Here is a 16,370-nt window from a genome sequence, read left to right on the forward strand (position 1 = left end):
GGTTATCCGGCACGGTTGCCGCGGTGGCAACAAGCCGCGTCAGGCGACGGCGTTGCAAGTTTGCGAGAAACGAGAAATGTCAATGAATTACCAAGTCAGACTTGAGCCCAGTGGGCACAGCTATGTGGTGGAAGAGGGCAAGACGGTGCTCAAGGCCGGCATGGATGCTGGCTTGCTGATGCCATACAGCTGCCGTGCCGGTGGATGCAAGACGTGTCGGGGCAAGATCCTGGAAGGATCGGTTGATTTCGGTCCGATCATTCCCGGCGTGCTGCCCGATGAGGAGCGCAAGGCGGGCTATGCGTTGCTATGCGTGGCAAAGCCATTGTCGGACCTGGTAATCAAGGTCGATGAACTGGAAGGCGTCGAGTCTGTCAAGGCGAAGACGTTCCCCTGTCGCGTCATCGGCATGGAGCGGGCCGCGCCGGACGTGATGGTGGTGAGGCTGCGCATTCCGATGAACTACAACGTCTTCTTCCTGCCGGGACAGTACATCGAGGTCCTGATGAAAGATGGTCAACGCCGCAGCTATTCGGTTGCAGTGGCCCCTCATCACGAGGATCTGACGCAGCTTGAATTGCACATCCGCCACTCTCCCGGTGGACAGTTCACTGACCATGTCTTTGATGGCCTGAAGGTGAACGACATGCTGCGGTTCGAAGGGCCATTTGGCACGTTCTTTCTGCGAGAGAAGTCGGAAAAGCCCATCGTCTTGCTGGCCGGTGGGACCGGCTTCGCACCAATCAAGTCCATCATCGAGTACATGGTTCAGCAGGGAATCCGCCGTCCCATCAAACTCTATTGGGGCGGTCGCACGCGCCGGGATATCTACCGCATGGGGTTGGCCGAACAATGGCAGCGGGAATTTGATCATATTGAGTTTGTACCCGTCCTGTCGAACCAGACACCGGATTGCCGCTGGGAAGGGCGGACTGGCTTTGTGCACCACGCCATTATGGAAGACCTGCCTGACCTGTCTGGCTACCAGGTCTACGCCTGCGGCACGCCAGCCATGATCACTGCGGCGAAGCAGGATTTTGTTGAACGGTGCGGGCTTCCTGCCAATGAGTTTTTCGCCGATTCCTTTATTTAAGTCCGCCCGTTACAAGCCACAAGAACTTGGAGAGCATGATGCCTCAAATTCCGGAAAATACGACCGTTCCCGTCAACAACCAGGACTCGGTCGTCAAGCCGTACGTACTCGGCCACGGCACGCTCGCCTGTCGCGATATCGACGAGACGCGCCGGTTCTACAAAGAGTTCCTGGGCGTTGAAACTGTGCGCCATGGCCCCCGTTCCTTCGCGGCCCGCCTCGGCATGAAGTTCCACATCTTCTGCGTGGAAATCGGCGACGAGATCGAGCCGGTGCCTTTCCTCAACCACTGGGGGCTGGACGTCGCGAGCAAGGAGGAGGTCGATACGGTCTACAAGCAGACAGTCGAACTCAAGGACAAGTACAAGATCCGGCAGATTACCGAACCGGCGCTCCAGCACGGCGTGTACTCGTTCTACCTGGAAGACTTGGACTACAACTGGTGGGAAGTGCAGTACTACGAGGGCGGATTCCAGGCCGAAGACCTTTTCGATTTCGGCGATCTCTTCTGAGAGCGCGGGACAACGACGCACGCAGAGAGAATGAAGGAATGAAAACTGAATACAAGCTTCTTACCTATGCTTACCAGGACGGCGGTCCGCGCGCCGGGATTCTCGTTGGGCAGAAGGTGTTCGATATCGCACAAGAGCTTGAACTGCAGTTGGTCGGCGAAACGCCGTCAGTGCTAGCCCTCTCGGTGCTGGACATATTGCGTAAGTGGGACGCGTATGCGCCGCTGCTAGCCTCGCTGGCAAGCCAGGCGGACGTCGAGGGGAAGGATCCCCGGCGTGGCTTCGACCTGGATCAGGTCGAACTGCTGGCCCCGATCCAGTTTCCGGGCACCGTCTTTGGCGCGGGCGCCAATTTCTCGGATCACGTCGAGGAAATGCGGCGCGCCTTTAATTTGCCGGAAGAGCCAAGCCCTCGCGAGAACGGTGGCCAGCCCTGGTTCTTCGTCAAGTCGCCGACTGCAAGTGTGGTGACCGGTCCCGGCACGCAGATCAAGCTGCCTGCCTACGCGACGTCGGTCGATTATGAAGCCGAGTTGGCGGTGGTGATTGGTCGTACTGCCCGCAATGTGCAGGTTGAAGAGGCGCTCGACTATGTCGCCGGCTACACCATAGCGAACGATCTGTCGGCGCGCGATGCAGTGCGCCGCGCCAATGTTCCCAAGCAATCGCCATTCCACTTCGATTGGGTATCGCATAAGTGCTTTGACGGAAGTTGCCCCATTGGACCGTGGATTACGCCCGCAGAGTTCGTCGGCGACCCGCAGGCGCTCGGTATCAAGCTCTGGCTCAATGGCGAAATCCGCCAGGACGGCTCGACCCGCCCGATGATCTTCACAGTGGCCGAACAGATCGCGTTCCTTAGCAGCCGTGCAACGTTACAGCCGGGCGATGTGATCCTCACCGGCACACCGGCCGGTGTGGGCACGCCACGTGGCGAGTTCCTCAAGGCTGGCGATCACGTCCGTATCTGGATCGAGAGCATCGGCGAGTTCCACAACTCATTTGCCTGAAGGGGCGGGTCCTTAGGCGCCTGCGCGGACCCGCGACCATTCATCCACTGGCCGGAGCGGCCGTCAAATTTATCTGCCCAACCTCTTGGGCAAGGAGAACGCCATGTTGTTTGTTGAAAAAGAAATCGCTGTCAATGACAACCGTCAGCCAGGGGATCCGGTGCTGACCCGTGCCCAGGTGTGGGCCGGGCTGAAGATGAAGGCAGACAACGCCTTGCCGTTTGTCGCGGTGATGTCGAAGTGCGAGGTGGTCGAGTACACGCCGAATGGCCTGGTTCGGGACATCGAAGCGCGCGGCCAGGCGGCCCGCGAGCGCATCACCTTCTACCCGGGGCGGAAGGTTGTCTTCCTGCGTCTGTCCGGCCCGGCCGACGGATTCATCGTCAACGAGATCCTCGGGGAGGATGCAGACATCCGGCTGCGCTTCAGCTTCGCCTTGCAGCTGGTGGACGTCGATTCAGGCTCTCCCGAGGAGCGGGAGTTCAAGGCAGTGATGGAGCGCGATTACGCGTCCGCGGTGGACTCCACGCTTGCCGCCATCCGACAAGCGGCATTGAGCGGAGCACTGTAACGGCCTGGCCAGCGCACTACGGCATTTCGGCGAGCGCTGGCCGATCAGCAGAGCGTGCAGGCAATCACAGAGAGTGGAGCAGAGACATGAAAAATTCCTGGTATGACGAACTGTTCGGAATCATCGATAACCGGCAGCTCGAGGCATTCCTTAACCTGGTTACCGACGACATCACATTCACAGTGGCCAACCATCCGCCGGTGGTCGGCAAAAACGCGGTGCGCGACAAGCTGGCCGCGTTCTGGAGTTCGATCAACGGTCTGAAGCACACCACCCGCAACATCTTCGAGAGTCAGGGTCACACAATCTTCGAGTTCATGGTGCGCTATACGCGAACGGACAACGAAGAGGTCTCGGTCCCGTGCGTGACGATCATCAGGCTTCGCGACGGGCGTGTCAGCGACTGGCGCATCTATATCGACATGGCGCCCGTCTTCTCGCCTGGCTGAGAGGTGGCCGAGTTGGGCCAACCGGCTGGCGTACAAGCCAGCACTGCTGCCATACGGTGATCAACAGTCACCGAACTCAAATAGAACAAGAAAATTTGGGGAGACAGAATGCAGTACGAGCAGAATTTCCTCGCCAGGCGCAAGTCTGGTGTGCCGCGTCGGATGCAGGAGCGGCATTCTCCGCGCCGCGCGTTGGCGTCCGCTGTGACGATCGCGCTGGCCGCACTGAGCGCACCGACGGCGAGTGCCTTCGAGATCCAGACGAGCAGTGAAGATCTCCGCATACGCTGGGACAATACGCTGAAGTACAGCACGGCCTGGCGCGTGAAGGAGCGATCTGACGCGCTGGTGGCGGATGCCAACCAGGATGACGGGGACCGCAACTTCAGCAGGGGCCTGATTTCGAATCGGGTGGACCTGCTGTCAGAGTTTGACCTGTCGCTCAGGAACGTGGGGATGCGCCTGAGCGGGGCAGCGTGGTACGACAGCGTCTACAACCGCAAGAACGATAACGATTCTCCATTTACCGCCAACGCCACCTCGGTGCCGTACAACGAGTTTACTGGGGCCACCAGCAGGCTTCACGGGCGCAAGGCGGAGCTGCTGGATGCTTTTGCGTTCGGCAAGGCGGACCTTGGGGACATGCCGGCAACGCTGCGCATTGGCCAGCACAGCGTGCTCTATGGTGAAAGCCTGTTCTTCGGCAATAACGGCATCGCCGGCGGCCAGTCCCCGATCGACATCGTCAAGTTGCTGGCGGTACCCGGCACGCAGTTCAAGGAACTGATTCGCCCGGTGCCTCAGGTGTCCGGCCAGATCCAGCTGCGGCCCAACGTCGCTGTCGGCGCGTATTACCAGTTCCACTGGGAAAAGAACCGGCTGCCCGCCGCCGGAAGCTATTTCTCCAGCGTCGATCTGCTCGATGACGGCGGTGAGCGCATCCTGGCGGGACCCGGAGCGGCCTTCACGCGCGGCGCCGACATCAAGGCCCGAAACTCAGGACAGGGCGGGCTGCAGCTGCGCTACCGCCCGGAAGGCCTGGATAGCGAATTCGGCCTGTACGCTGTCCAGTACAACGCCAAAGACCCCGTCGTCTACGCCAACCTGAGCCCGGCCTTCACGCCGGCGACCTACCAGTTGGTCTACCCGGAAGCGATCAAGGCCGTCGGCATCAGCTTTAGTACGTCGGTCGGGGAGACGAATGTGGCCGGCGAGTTCTCGGTCCGGCACAACATGCCGCTGGTGGCACGGGCGGGCGCCGTTACGGTACTGCCGGGCATGACTGCAGACAACCGGAACAACGCGCTCTACCCGGTCGGCGACACGGCTCATGCCCAGCTTTCCTGGATTGCGCTGCTCGGCCAAACGCCATTCTGGGAGGGCGGTAGCTTCATCGGTGAGGTGGCGTGGAATCGGCGCCTGGGAATCGCCAGGAACGCCGGGGCGCTGGATCCGAACGCCACCCGCGATGCCGCGGCAGTGCGCATGATCTTCCAGCCGTCTTACTACCAGGTACTCGACGGACTGGACCTTTCGGTGCCGATCGGCATCGGTTACGGATTGTTCGGCAAGTCGTCAGTGATCAATCCCGGTTTCAGCGTGTACCACGGTGGTGACCTCAGTATCGGCGTGAACGGTGATTACCTTAAAACCTGGAAATTCAGCCTGAATTACACCCATTACTTTGGCGGACAGGCGACCACCGTGGCGCCGGCGAACGCGGCCGTCCAGGCCTATTCCTACGGCCAGTCGCTGAAAGACCGCGATTTCGTTTCACTTTCCGTACAACGTTCATTCTGACAAACACAGACCAAGGCAATCAGGAGACACCAGAAATGAAAGCGAGACATTCTGTTCTATGCGCGGCCATTTGCGGCTTGGCGACTTTCGCTTCCCATGCGCCGGCCGCGGTGACGCCGGAAGAAGCAGCAGCGCTCAAGAGCACGCTGACACCCTTCGGCGCCGAAAAGGCCGGCAACAAGGACGGCACGATCCCGGCCTGGGATGGCGGGTACACCAAGGTGCCGTCGGGATATAAGAGCGGCAATCCGCGTCCGGACCCGTTTGCGAATGAGAAGCCCCGCTTCTCCATTACCGCGAAAAACATGGACCAGTACGCCGACAAACTAACCGACGGGGTCAAGGCGCTGTTGAAGAAGTACCCGGACAGCTACCGGCTGGATGTATATCCCACCCATCGCACGGCAGCAGCACCGCAATGGGTCTATGACAACACCTTCAAAAACGCAACGCGGGCAAAGAGCACGCAGGGCGGCGTCTGGCTCGAGGGCGCATATGGCGGCATTCCGTTCCCGATTCCGAAGGATGGTTTCGAGGCCATGTGGAATCATAAGCTTATGTGGCTGGGCGAAACCACGGGCTATGCCTTCAACAACTACGTGGGCACCCCGGACGGAAAGCTGGTTCTTTCGACGCGGGGCTACAACAAGACCCAGTATCCGTACTACGAAAAAGGTGGAAGCGTCGAGAACTTCAAGGGCGAGAGCCAGCAGTTGCGCGTCTGGATGACCGACCCGCCGATCAAGTCCGGCGAGCAATTCGTTCTGATTGATTCGGTCAACAAGCCGCGCCAGGCGTGGCAATACCTGGTGGGGCAGCGGCGCGTGCGCAAGGCTCCGACGCTGGGCTATGACACGCCCAACGATGTGAATTCCGGGCAGGAATACTACGACGAAGCCTATATCTTCCTGGGCGACCTGGATCGCTACAACTGGAAGCTCGTCGGCAAGAAGGAAATCTATATCCCGTACAACAACAACAAGTTCTTCCAGAAAGACGTCACGCTCGAGCAACAGCTGTTGCCACATCACGTCAATCCCGACTCAGTGCGCTGGGAGTTGCACCGCGTCTGGGTAGTGGAAGCGGACCTGGCGCCGGGCAAGCGACATGTCGTTCCTAAGCGTCGCTACTACCTCGACGAAGACACTTGGGGCGCGATCCTGGCCGACGGCTGGGACGCGCAAGGGCAATTGTGGCGCACCCAGTTGGCCCTGCCCTTTGTCGTGATGGAGGGTCCGTTCGTGTTCCCGAACCTGCAGTGGTCTACCCACAATCTGCAGACTGGCGGCTGGGCGGCTACGGGCGCAACAAACTGGACGAACCCGTCCTACTCCTACCACTTCAAGATGCTTGACCGTATTTCGGCAAGCTACTTCACGCCGGAAGCCATGTCGGGTGAGGGCGTACGCTAAGCATTGCGGAGGGGTCGATGTCGGCCCCCCGAAACTATTTCAGGAGGAGATCATGGACGCACGGACCGCAGCACTGCTGCAGGACGAGGTGGCAATTATTACGGGCGCCGCCGGGGGCATCGGCCGCGCCGCGGCGCAGGTGTTCGCCCGGGAAGGCGCTCGGCTGGTGCTGGCCGACATGGACGTTGCCGGAGGCGAGGAAGCCGCGCAACAAGTCATTCGTGCCGGTGGCGAAGCGATCTTCGTGCCCACCGATGTCGCCAATGGCGAGCATGTACGCAAACTTGTGGCCGTGACGGTGGAGAAGTTCGGGAAGCTGACAGTGGCCTTCAATAACGCAGGCATCGAAGGCCAGCTTGCGCCGACGGCGGACTATGACGAAGCCGAATGGGACCGAGTCATCCGCATCAACCTCAAGGGCGCATGGAACTGCCTGCGCTTCGAGATTCCCGCGATGCTCGCCGCCGGCAAGGGCGCTATCGTAAATACCGCCTCCGGGCTGGGACAGGTGGGCGCATGGAGCATGCCTGCCTACGTCGCATCCAAGCATGGCGTCATCGGCCTAACCCAGACGGCTGCCCTCGATTATGCCGCGAAGGGCATCCGCGTGAACGCCCTGATGCCGGGCGTCGTGGAGACGCCGATGATGATGGACCGCATGTTCAAGGAAAACCCGCAGTTGTTGGACGTCCTCAAGCAGGCACATCCCATCGGACGCTTCGCCCGACCCGGTGAGCCGGCCGAGGCTGCGGCGTGGTTGTGCTCGGACCGCGCCTCCTTCGTGACCGGAGCGGCGATGGCCTGCGACGGCGGATTCCTGAGCCACTGAATGCCTTGAGGAGCGATTGTGCCAAACAGATTGAAAGACAAGGTAGCCATTATTACCGGCATTGGCAGTGGTATGGGACGTGCTGCCGCGCTATTGTTTGCTGCCGAAGGGGCGAAAGTGGTTGGTTGCGACGTCAATGAAGCGGCTTGCCGCGAGACGGTCGCGGCCATTCAGGCACAGGGAGGCGAAGCGGTCTCGCTGCACCCGTGCGACCCGTCCGAGCCGGCCGAAGCCCAGGCCCTGGTCGAACTCGCGGTCTCCGCCTTCGGGACTATCGATGTCCTCTACAACAACGCCGCGGCCGTCCACTTTGCGCCGATTGAAGCGATGACCCACGAGATGTGGACGGCCACTATGAAGGGCGAGTTGGATATTGTCTTCAATGCCTGCAAGGCAGCATGGCCGTTCCTGGCGAAGCGTGGCGGGTCGATCATCAACTGTGGTTCCACCTCGGGAAAGATTGCCTATGAAGTGCTGCCCGCCCTGGCGCATGCCGCCGGCAAAGGTGGCGTGATTGCCATGACGCGCCAGTTGGCCATGGAAGGGGGCAAGCATGGCATACGCGCGAACAGCATTTCCCCGGGACTGGTCCGCACCGGCGCGACCGCGGCCCTGATCGACAACCCTGAATGGTTTGCGCCGATGAGGCGCAAGCTGATGCTCGACGGCCAGGTCGGCACGCCGGAAGACATTGCCTACTGCGCGCTCTACCTGGCCAGTGATGAGGCGAAATGGGTCACGGGAGCGGACTTCGCCATTGATGGTGGCACCACGGCGTGGTGATCGACGGCGGCCTCGATATACAGCGACATCGTAGGGGAGCGCAAGCGGAGAGACCGCGGCGGGATTTTCTCTTGCCGTTCCCCGGGAGGAGACATGGTGGATAAAAAGAAGATGCGGTGGAAACCGGCATTAAGTGCGGTAGTGATCAGCGTCGCATTGCTGACGGCAGCAGGGGCGGCCGGGGCGATGCCAGGGCCGCTCGACCGGCCGGCACAAGGTTCGGCGCATGCCCGCGGCGCGGTGCTGGTGGCGATCGCGAATGCCGGCTCAAGGCTTGTAGCCGTCGGCGAACGCGGCATCGTGCTGCTATCGGACGATAATGGCGCCGCCTGGCGTCAGGCGCAGGTGCCTGTGAGTGTCACGCTGACGGCAGTGCGCTTCGTGACGGCCAGCGAAGGCTGGGCGGTTGGCCACGGAGGGACCGTGCTGCATACGCGGGACGGCGGTGAAACCTGGACAAAGCAGCTTGACGGCCGACAAGCCGCCAGCATGCTGCTGGAACGGGCCGAGGCAAGGATGCGGCGCAACCAAGGTGACCCGAGGGCGCTTGCCCGCGAACTCGAAGACGCGCAACGGTTGGTGGCCGAGGGACCGGACAAGCCCTTTCTTGACCTGCATTTCGTCAACGCGAACACCGGCTTTGTCGTCGGCGCCTACAACCTGATCTTCCGCACGGACGACGGTGGCAAGTCCTGGCAATCGATGGACTCGCGCATTGACAACCCCAAGGGCCTGCACCTCTATGCGATCGGGGGCGCCGGCCCGGATCTGTATATCGTGGGTGAACAGGGTTGCGTCTTCCACTCCGCGGATGGTGGCGACACGTTTGTACCGCTGACCACGCCGTATAACGGCAGCTATTTCGGGTTGGTCACGCGGCCTGGCGGGGAATTGGTTGCATTTGGCATGCGTGGCAATGCCTATCGCTCGCGGGACCGGGGCGTGAGCTGGCAAAAGGTTGACGTGACTTCGAATGCATCACTCGCTGCGGGCACGTGGCTAAGGGACGGGCGCCTGGCTCTGGTGGACCAGTCCGGTCGATTGCTGCTTAGCAGCGATCAGGGTGCCCATTTTGGGGCGGCTTCCCTGAGCCAGACGACGCCGCTGGCTGGCATCGCACAGGCCGCGAATGGCGAAGTCATCATGGTCGGCCAGCGCGGCGTGGTCAGGTTTAGGCCCGCCATGGCGAAACGGGAGGGGCAATGAAGACTGAAGAGATTAGCGAGGTGCGGCCGGCTTCCGGCAGCCTGCAGGAATTCGACCCGCGTTCGGGATCGCTCGTCGAGCGGGCGTTCTTCAACCATCGGATGGCGGTGCTAGTGGCGTGCCTGCTGGTTACGCTGCTGCTTGGATTCCAGGCAACCAGGCTGAGGCTGAATGCCGATTTCGAAAAGATGATCCCGACGGGACATCCCTATATCGGCAAGTATCTCCAGCACAAGGACGACCTGAAAGGGATGGGCAACGCCGTCCGCATCGCGGTGGCGGCCGGGCATGGCACGATCTTTGATGCGCGATACCTCGAGACACTCAGGAAGATCAACGACGAAATCTTCCTGATTCCGGGGGTCGACCGGCCCTTCATGAAGTCGCTGTGGACGTCCAACACGCGTTGGCTCGGCGTGACGGAAGAGGGTCTGGACGGTGGTCCAGTGATTCCCGATGACTATGATCGTTCGGCGCAGAGCATCGAGCAAATCCGGACCAATGTCGAGCGTTCCGGCGAAACCGGTCAGTTGGTGGCATCAGACTATCGGTCCAGCATCATCTTCGTTCCGCTGCTGGACCGGAATCCAGAGACCGGCAAGCCGCTCGACTACAAGCAGTTCTCCGACCAGCTTGAGCGCGTCCGCGCCAGCTATGCGGGCCAGGATGTCGAACTGCATATCACCGGCTTTGCCAAGGTCGTGGGCGACCTGATTGAGGGGCTGCGGGTCGTGCTGGTGTTCTTCGCGCTGACCGTGCTGATTGCTGCCGGCGCGGTCTATTGGTACACCCGGTGCGTGAGAAGCACGGCACTGGTCGTCATCAGTTCGCTGGCGGCTGTGGTCTGGCAACTCGGCCTGTTGCCGACGCTGGGATACGAACTGGATCCCTACTCGATCCTCGTGCCGTTCCTGGTATTCGCCATCGGCATCAGCCACGGCGCCCAGAAAATGAACGGCATCATGCAGGACGTTGGCCGCGGCATGCAAAAGCAGGTGGCGGCGCGCATGACGTTCCGGCGCCTGTTCCTGGCGGGCCTGACGGCGCTATTGTGCGACGCGGTGGGCTTTGCTGTACTGCTGGTGATCAAGATCCGCGTGATCCAGGAACTGGCGATCGCCGCCAGCTTGGGTGTGGCGGTGCTGATTTTTACGAACCTGATTCTGCTGCCGGTGTTGCTGAGTTTCACTGGGGTCAGTGCGCGCGCTGCCGCCCGCAGCCTGAGCAGCGAACATGCGGCGCGGAGCGGGGCCGACAAGCACGTGCTATGGCGCACGCTGGACGCCTTCACCACGCGCAAATGGGCCACGCTGGCAATACTAGCGGCGGTCGCCATGGGCGCCGCCGGCTTCATGGTGAGCCTCAAGCTAAAAGTGGGTGATCTGGACCCCGGCGCGCCGGAACTGCGCAGCGAATCGCGGTACAACCGGGACGATGCTTTTATGCGGAAGGCCTACGCGGCGAGCAGCGATGTCCTGGTCGTCATGGTCGAAACCCCTGATGGCCTCTGCACGCGCTATGAAACACAGGCCCAGGTCGATGCGCTCGCGTGGGAACTGCAGGACGTGGCCGGCGTGGAAGGCATCAACTCCCTGCCGCTGCTGAGCCGGCGCATCGTCGCGGGCATGAACGAAGGCAATCCCAAATGGTACGAACTGGTACCGAACCAGGCCACGCTCAACACGGTCGCCAATCGCACGCCGCGCGAGATGTTCAACCAGGGCTGCAACCTGCTGTCGATGTTTGTGTACTTGCACGACCACAAGGCCGAGACCCTGGCTGGTGTGGTGCAGAAAGTGGAGGCCTTCGCTGCCCGCAACGATACCGGGACGGTCAAGTTCTTCCTGGCGGCGGGTAATGCAGGCATCGAAGCGGCTACCAATATCGTCGTCCGGCAGGCGAGCCGTGAGATGCTGTTCTGGGTGTATGGCGCCGTGGTCCTGCTGTGCTTTGTCACCTTCCGCTCCTGGGCGGCCGTGCTTTGCGCTGTCCTGCCGCTGGTGCTGACGTCGATCCTGGCTGAAGCGCTGATGGTCGGCCTGGGCATGGGCATCAAGGTGGCGACCTTGCCAGTGATCGCCCTTGGCGTGGGGATTGGCGTCGATTACGCGCTCTATGTGCTGACCATCGTCCTCGACCAGTTGCGACGGGGCGCCACCTTGTCCGACGCGTACTTCCGCGCGCTCGTCTTCACTGGCAAGGTGGTGATGCTGACCGGGGTGACACTGGCGCTGGGGGTTGGGGCGTGGGCCTTCTCTCCCATCAAGTTCCAGGCGGACATGGGCATCCTGCTAGCCTTCATGTTCCTGTGGAACATGCTGGGCGCTCTCGTGCTGCTACCTGCCTTGGCATATTTCGTCCTGCCACGGGCATCGGTCCCCGCAGTGCTTGCCCGAGGGGGAGTGTGTGGCGGGTAAGTGAGATTGCTTGCAGTGGGTGCATGGGGCGTCCGAGTCGTCGCGGATTTGTCCCAAGCTGCAAGATGCCAGGACGCAGAAACTGGGGCGATCACATGGTGATCGCCCCAGTTGCATGGATGACCAGGCCCCCCGAGGCCACCGCGTATGGGCAGCCTGGAGCCGCCAAAACTAGACCGCATTCTGAGCGGTGGTCCCGCGTGCCGCATTCTTCCCCGACCAGCAAGTTCACATCGCCTTTCCCGGAAAGAGCCTACGAATCCGCGTTTGATTCCAAATGGGCTTACCTTAGAGGCCCTTCCCGAGTATCCAACGCGGCCCCGAAAGCGGCACGCTAACCGTATTCAAGCAATCGTTCCTTCTGATACAAGCCTGCGCATCTCGCACTGGCTATGATCCTTCCACCCAAAGGAAATATATGGAGACAAGACATGAAAACGGGTGGAGGAATGCTGCACGGCCGGGTGGTGATTGCAACCGGCGCAGCTAACGGCATCGGGCGTTCGGCAGCGCTGCGCTTTGCCAGCGAAGGTGCCAAGGTCGCGGTTGCGGATATGGATGAAACAGGCGGCGCAGAAACGATCCGGTTGATTGCCAGGGCGGGCGGTGAAGCCATCTTTGTCCGGACAGACGTGTCTGACGAACACTCCGTCAAAGGCTCGATTGAGCTGACGGTGGAGACATTCGGCCGTCTCGATGGCGCTTTCAATAATGCTGGCGTTGAGATGTGCCACAAGCCGTTGCATGACATTTCCCTGGATGAGTGGCAACGGGTGTTGAGCATCGATCTGACTGGTGTCTTCTTGTGTATGAAGTATCAGATTCCGGCGATGCTCAAGGCCGGTGGCGGGGCGATTGTCAATACCGCTTCCAACCTCGGCATCGTCGCAATTCCTGATGGCGCTGAGTATATCTCTGCCAAGCATGGCGTCGTAGGGCTCACCAAGGCCGCGGCCGTCGATTACGCGCAGCATGGGATTCGCGTCAACGCACTGCTCCCCGGTGTAACGTTGACGCCAATGATTGAGCGGCTGACATCTCATCCGAACGTTTCCCAAGTATTTGAAAGCATTCGCAAGGCCCATCCGATCGGCCGATTCGCCCGGCCGGATGAGATTGCCCAGACTGCCACGTGGCTCCTTTCGGACGCCGCATCCTACGTGGTAGGCACCTCGATCGTGGCCGACGGCGGCTATGTAGCGCAATAACAAATCCGCAAGGTATCCCGCAAAGGCATTGCCCAGAAAGAGCGGAACGTGTCCGCGTCTTTTGCCTCGAATCCTTCAACTTGACCAATAATTAATGGAGACAACAATCATGACTAGTGCATACGATGTGATCGCTATCGGAGCCGGCCACAATGGGTTGGTTGCTGCAGCATATATGGCTAAGGCCGGAAAAAAGGTCCTGGTACTCGAGCGCAACGCACATCCAGGTGGCGGCGTAGTGACCCGGGAAGCGACGCTCCCAGGCTTTCGTCACGACATGCATTCGATGGCACATATCATGGTCCTTGCGAACCCGATGATCCTTCAGGATGAGTTGGGGTTGCAATCCAAGTTTGGCCTGAAGTATGACGACTGCCCTGTGCCGCACGCAACCGTATTCGGCGATGGCACGACGCTGTTTACTTATAAGGATGTTGATCGGACGGCGCAGTCTATTGCTACCGTCTCGGAGAAAGATGCCGAAAGCTATCGACGCTTCGCGCAAGCTAGTCTGGCGGCGCTTCCGCTGTTCCTGTCCTCCCTCTATTCGCCGCCGCCGCCGATGGCAGCATTCGTCGGCATGATGGATCAAAGCAGTGAAGGACGGGACATCATGCAAATGTTGCAGCGCACCCCCCTGGACATCTGCAATGACTGGTTTGAGAACGACAAGGTCAAGATGCACCTGCTTCGACTGATGTCCGAGAACCTGATTTTCTGGGACGAATTGGGGGCCGGCGCCACATTCTTCCTGTGGCCTGGACTGGTCCACAGGTACGGCATTCGGCAACCCATCGGTGGCAGCGGAATGCTAACGGATTCGCTGATCAAGTGTATTACTCACTTTGGCGGAGAAGTGCGCCTGAATCAGGCGGTCCGCAAGGTCGTGATGAAAGATGGTCGCGCGACCGGCGTGGAAATGAGTGACGGGCAGCGCTACGAAGCACGGCAAGGGATGATCGGCGCGATCCATCCGCATAACCTTTCCAAGATGATCGATGGTCTTGATCCGGCAGTGGCGACACGCGGCAAGAGGGTGCTGTTGTCGAAGCTCGCCACGATCAACACGAGCTACGCGCTGAACGAGCCATTGCGCTATAAAGCCGGCCCGGAATTCGATCAGGCCGTCATTTCCGAGTGCATGATGTGGGAAACCGTCGAAGAAGCACTAAGCGACATCGACAATATCAAGCGAGGCCGTCTGCCGAAGTACCCGCTCACGATGGGGGTGGATCCCAGTGTTCGCGATAGGACGCGCGTGCCGCAGGGGAAGGGGATCATGTACAACACCGCCCTGGTCCCGTATTCCCTGGCCGGCCGTGATCCGTCGTATTGGGACGAGTACAAGGAGACCGTTGCGGATATGAACCTTGAGTATCTGCGAAAATTCACGATTAATCTGACCCCGGAAAATATCCTGGCTCGGCATATCGAAAGCCCGCTCGATATGGAGCGGTGGAGCCCAAGCTTCATGGAAGGTGACATCCATGGCGCGGCTCCCAACTTCTTCCAAAGCGTTGGCCATCGACCGACAGCGGACCTGGGGCAATACACGGTGCCGGGCATTGAAGGGCTTTACCTAGTCGGTCCATTCATGCATCCGGGCGGCGGCGTCAATGGCGCGGGGCGTGCAACGGCCATTCGGATGCTGGGGGACATGGAGATCGCGTTCGATACTGTTGCGGGTGCCCCGGTATGAAGCTCTATGGCCCCGATAAGCAGGAGATGATCCAGGTGAGCACGATCGAGCGCGACGGCCAAGGCTTGCTCATTCGAGGAAAGATCTACGGCACGATGCCATTGGTTGCGGTCTTGCGCCCCGAGGAGGCGCGTGCCGCCTTATCACTCCTGAACTGGAAGGCTATCGCCTTTGTGATCAAAGCGCTGGTGTTTGGACGAAGGAAGCCATAAGGGGACATCGCGCAACTTGGACTGGGCAAGAGGCAAGGCGTGTGTCCTTTTGCCCGAGTTACTCGCCTCCCCCGACTGTTGCATGCGGCGTCCTGCCATTGCCCGTTGTCAGGGTCGCTGCGTAGTCGAACGGACTGAAATCGCTCAAGGAGTAGACAATACATGCTTGTGCATCCGAAATCGGCGAGTGCGTTGATTTCTGACGGTCGCTCCTTTAGCCTATAGGCGTATGGATCTGCTGTGCTAGGAGTGAGACATGGACCAACGCTTGGCTGCTCGGGCCGATTTTGTTGACTGCAGGGAGTTCTCTGCCGCGCTAAGCAGGTGTCATCTCAGATGGGACCTTCGCTCGGCGACCGGTCAGCCGGGATATCGCGCGAGTCTGAAGCTATGCGAATACGGCGATGTTGTGTTCGCGGAGGTCGAGCACGATCCGATTCATGCGAGCCGTCGCGCGGTTGACATCAACAGGCGCGATTTGGGTGTCATTGGATTGACGCTTTTCACAGAGGGTTCAATGGTTTTCGGGCAGCGTGGTCGCGAGTTGTCTCTGCAGTCCAATGAACTGTTCTTGTGGGATGGCAAGCGACCGGGTGATCTGAGCTCACTTGAGGCCGTCAAATGTAAGACAATGCTCTTTCCCCGCCCGCTCGTCAGCCAGCACATTGGGGATATAGATGACTTGACGGGGCGGAAACTTGGGTTGGAGTTGGGAGGCGGCGCACTGTTGAAATCGCATATAGAAGCGATGCATGAATCGTTTGATCAAATTTCACCACGTGACCGCCTCGGCGTGCTCCGGGCAACGCTAGATCTGGTAGGGGTATGCTTTAGGTCGTTGGATGCGACGCCCCGCACCGGGACCCAGCATCAGAAGGTGCTGTTCAGACACATCGAAGACTTCATGCGCGATGCGCTGTTGGAACCGGATTTCAATCCAACGACAGTTGCCCAAGCTCTGGGCATTACGCCTCGCTATCTCCACCGCCTTTTTTCCGAAGCAGGCACAACATTCTCGGAATGGGTCAGGCTTGAACGGCTGACCCGTGCCGAGAAAGCTCTGACGAGTCCGAGCTTCGCCGCGGTGTCGATAGAGGTGGCGGCGGAAATTCGGACAGTCGGCTAAGTGGAAAAGCAGGGGCCTGAGCCGGCCATAATGGCGGGCATAA

General features: G+C 60.3%; 15 protein-coding genes. All 15 read left to right on the forward strand.

The window, feature by feature from the left end; genetic code table 11:
• Positions 1–82: 82 nt before the first annotated feature.
• The gene (locus tag AC3WL8_RS24365; protein ID WP_492378994.1) at positions 83–1,093 is read left to right on the forward strand and encodes a CDP-6-deoxy-delta-3,4-glucoseen reductase; all 1,011 of its coding nucleotides are present in this window, start codon (positions 83–85) and stop codon (positions 1,091–1,093) included.
• Between the two features lie 35 nt (positions 1,094–1,128).
• The gene (locus AC3WL8_RS24370; RefSeq protein WP_492378995.1) at positions 1,129–1,605 is read left to right on the forward strand and encodes a VOC family protein; all 477 of its coding nucleotides are present in this window, start codon (positions 1,129–1,131) and stop codon (positions 1,603–1,605) included.
• A 38-nt stretch (positions 1,606–1,643) separates the two neighbouring features.
• Positions 1,644–2,615, forward strand: a complete 972-nt coding sequence (locus AC3WL8_RS24375) for a fumarylacetoacetate hydrolase family protein (protein WP_492378996.1) — start codon at positions 1,644–1,646, stop codon at positions 2,613–2,615.
• Positions 2,616–2,718: 103 nt separating this feature from the next.
• On the forward strand, positions 2,719–3,186 hold the full coding sequence (locus AC3WL8_RS24380; RefSeq protein WP_492378997.1) for an SRPBCC family protein: 468 nt from the start codon (positions 2,719–2,721) through the stop codon (positions 3,184–3,186).
• Between the two features lie 86 nt (positions 3,187–3,272).
• Positions 3,273–3,635: a nuclear transport factor 2 family protein gene (locus AC3WL8_RS24385; RefSeq protein WP_492378998.1), complete on the forward strand. Its 363-nt coding sequence runs from the start codon at positions 3,273–3,275 to the stop codon at positions 3,633–3,635.
• A gap of 108 nt (positions 3,636–3,743) precedes the next feature.
• Positions 3,744–5,435 (forward strand): DUF1302 domain-containing protein, encoded by a 1,692-nt coding sequence (locus AC3WL8_RS24390; protein ID WP_492378999.1) that lies wholly within the window; start codon positions 3,744–3,746, stop codon positions 5,433–5,435.
• A 110-nt stretch (positions 5,436–5,545) separates the two neighbouring features.
• Positions 5,546–6,847, forward strand: a complete 1,302-nt coding sequence (locus tag AC3WL8_RS24395; protein WP_492379000.1) for a DUF1329 domain-containing protein — start codon at positions 5,546–5,548, stop codon at positions 6,845–6,847.
• Positions 6,848–6,899: 52 nt separating this feature from the next.
• Positions 6,900–7,676 (forward strand): glucose 1-dehydrogenase, encoded by a 777-nt coding sequence (locus AC3WL8_RS24400; protein ID WP_492379001.1) that lies wholly within the window; start codon positions 6,900–6,902, stop codon positions 7,674–7,676.
• Between the two features lie 30 nt (positions 7,677–7,706).
• Complete coding sequence (locus tag AC3WL8_RS24405) at positions 7,707–8,459, forward strand: SDR family NAD(P)-dependent oxidoreductase (RefSeq protein ID WP_492379002.1); 753 nt, start codon at positions 7,707–7,709, stop codon at positions 8,457–8,459.
• 93 nt (positions 8,460–8,552) lie between these two features.
• Positions 8,553–9,665 (forward strand): WD40/YVTN/BNR-like repeat-containing protein, encoded by a 1,113-nt coding sequence (locus tag AC3WL8_RS24410; protein WP_492379003.1) that lies wholly within the window; start codon positions 8,553–8,555, stop codon positions 9,663–9,665.
• On the forward strand, positions 9,662–12,082 hold the full coding sequence (locus AC3WL8_RS24415) for an efflux RND transporter permease subunit (RefSeq protein ID WP_492379004.1): 2,421 nt from the start codon (positions 9,662–9,664) through the stop codon (positions 12,080–12,082). Before AC3WL8_RS24410 ends, AC3WL8_RS24415 begins: the two co-directional genes overlap by 4 nt.
• A gap of 431 nt (positions 12,083–12,513) precedes the next feature.
• Entirely contained in the window at positions 12,514–13,290 is a 777-nt protein-coding gene (locus tag AC3WL8_RS24420) for an SDR family oxidoreductase (protein ID WP_492379005.1), read from the forward strand.
• 109 nt (positions 13,291–13,399) lie between these two features.
• Complete coding sequence (locus AC3WL8_RS24425; RefSeq protein ID WP_492379006.1) at positions 13,400–14,989, forward strand: phytoene desaturase family protein; 1,590 nt, start codon at positions 13,400–13,402, stop codon at positions 14,987–14,989.
• Positions 14,986–15,201, forward strand: coding sequence for a hypothetical protein (locus tag AC3WL8_RS24430; protein WP_492379007.1), 216 nt, complete (start codon positions 14,986–14,988; stop codon positions 15,199–15,201). Before AC3WL8_RS24425 ends, AC3WL8_RS24430 begins: the two co-directional genes overlap by 4 nt.
• A gap of 256 nt (positions 15,202–15,457) precedes the next feature.
• Positions 15,458–16,327 carry an AraC family transcriptional regulator gene (locus AC3WL8_RS24435; RefSeq protein WP_492379008.1) on the forward strand — a complete coding sequence of 290 codons (870 nt, stop codon included), beginning with the start codon at positions 15,458–15,460 and terminating at the stop codon, positions 16,325–16,327.
• Positions 16,328–16,370 lie beyond the last annotated feature (43 nt).

The sequence above is a fragment of the Cupriavidus sp. FW305-F7 genome, from assembly GCF_058782875.1.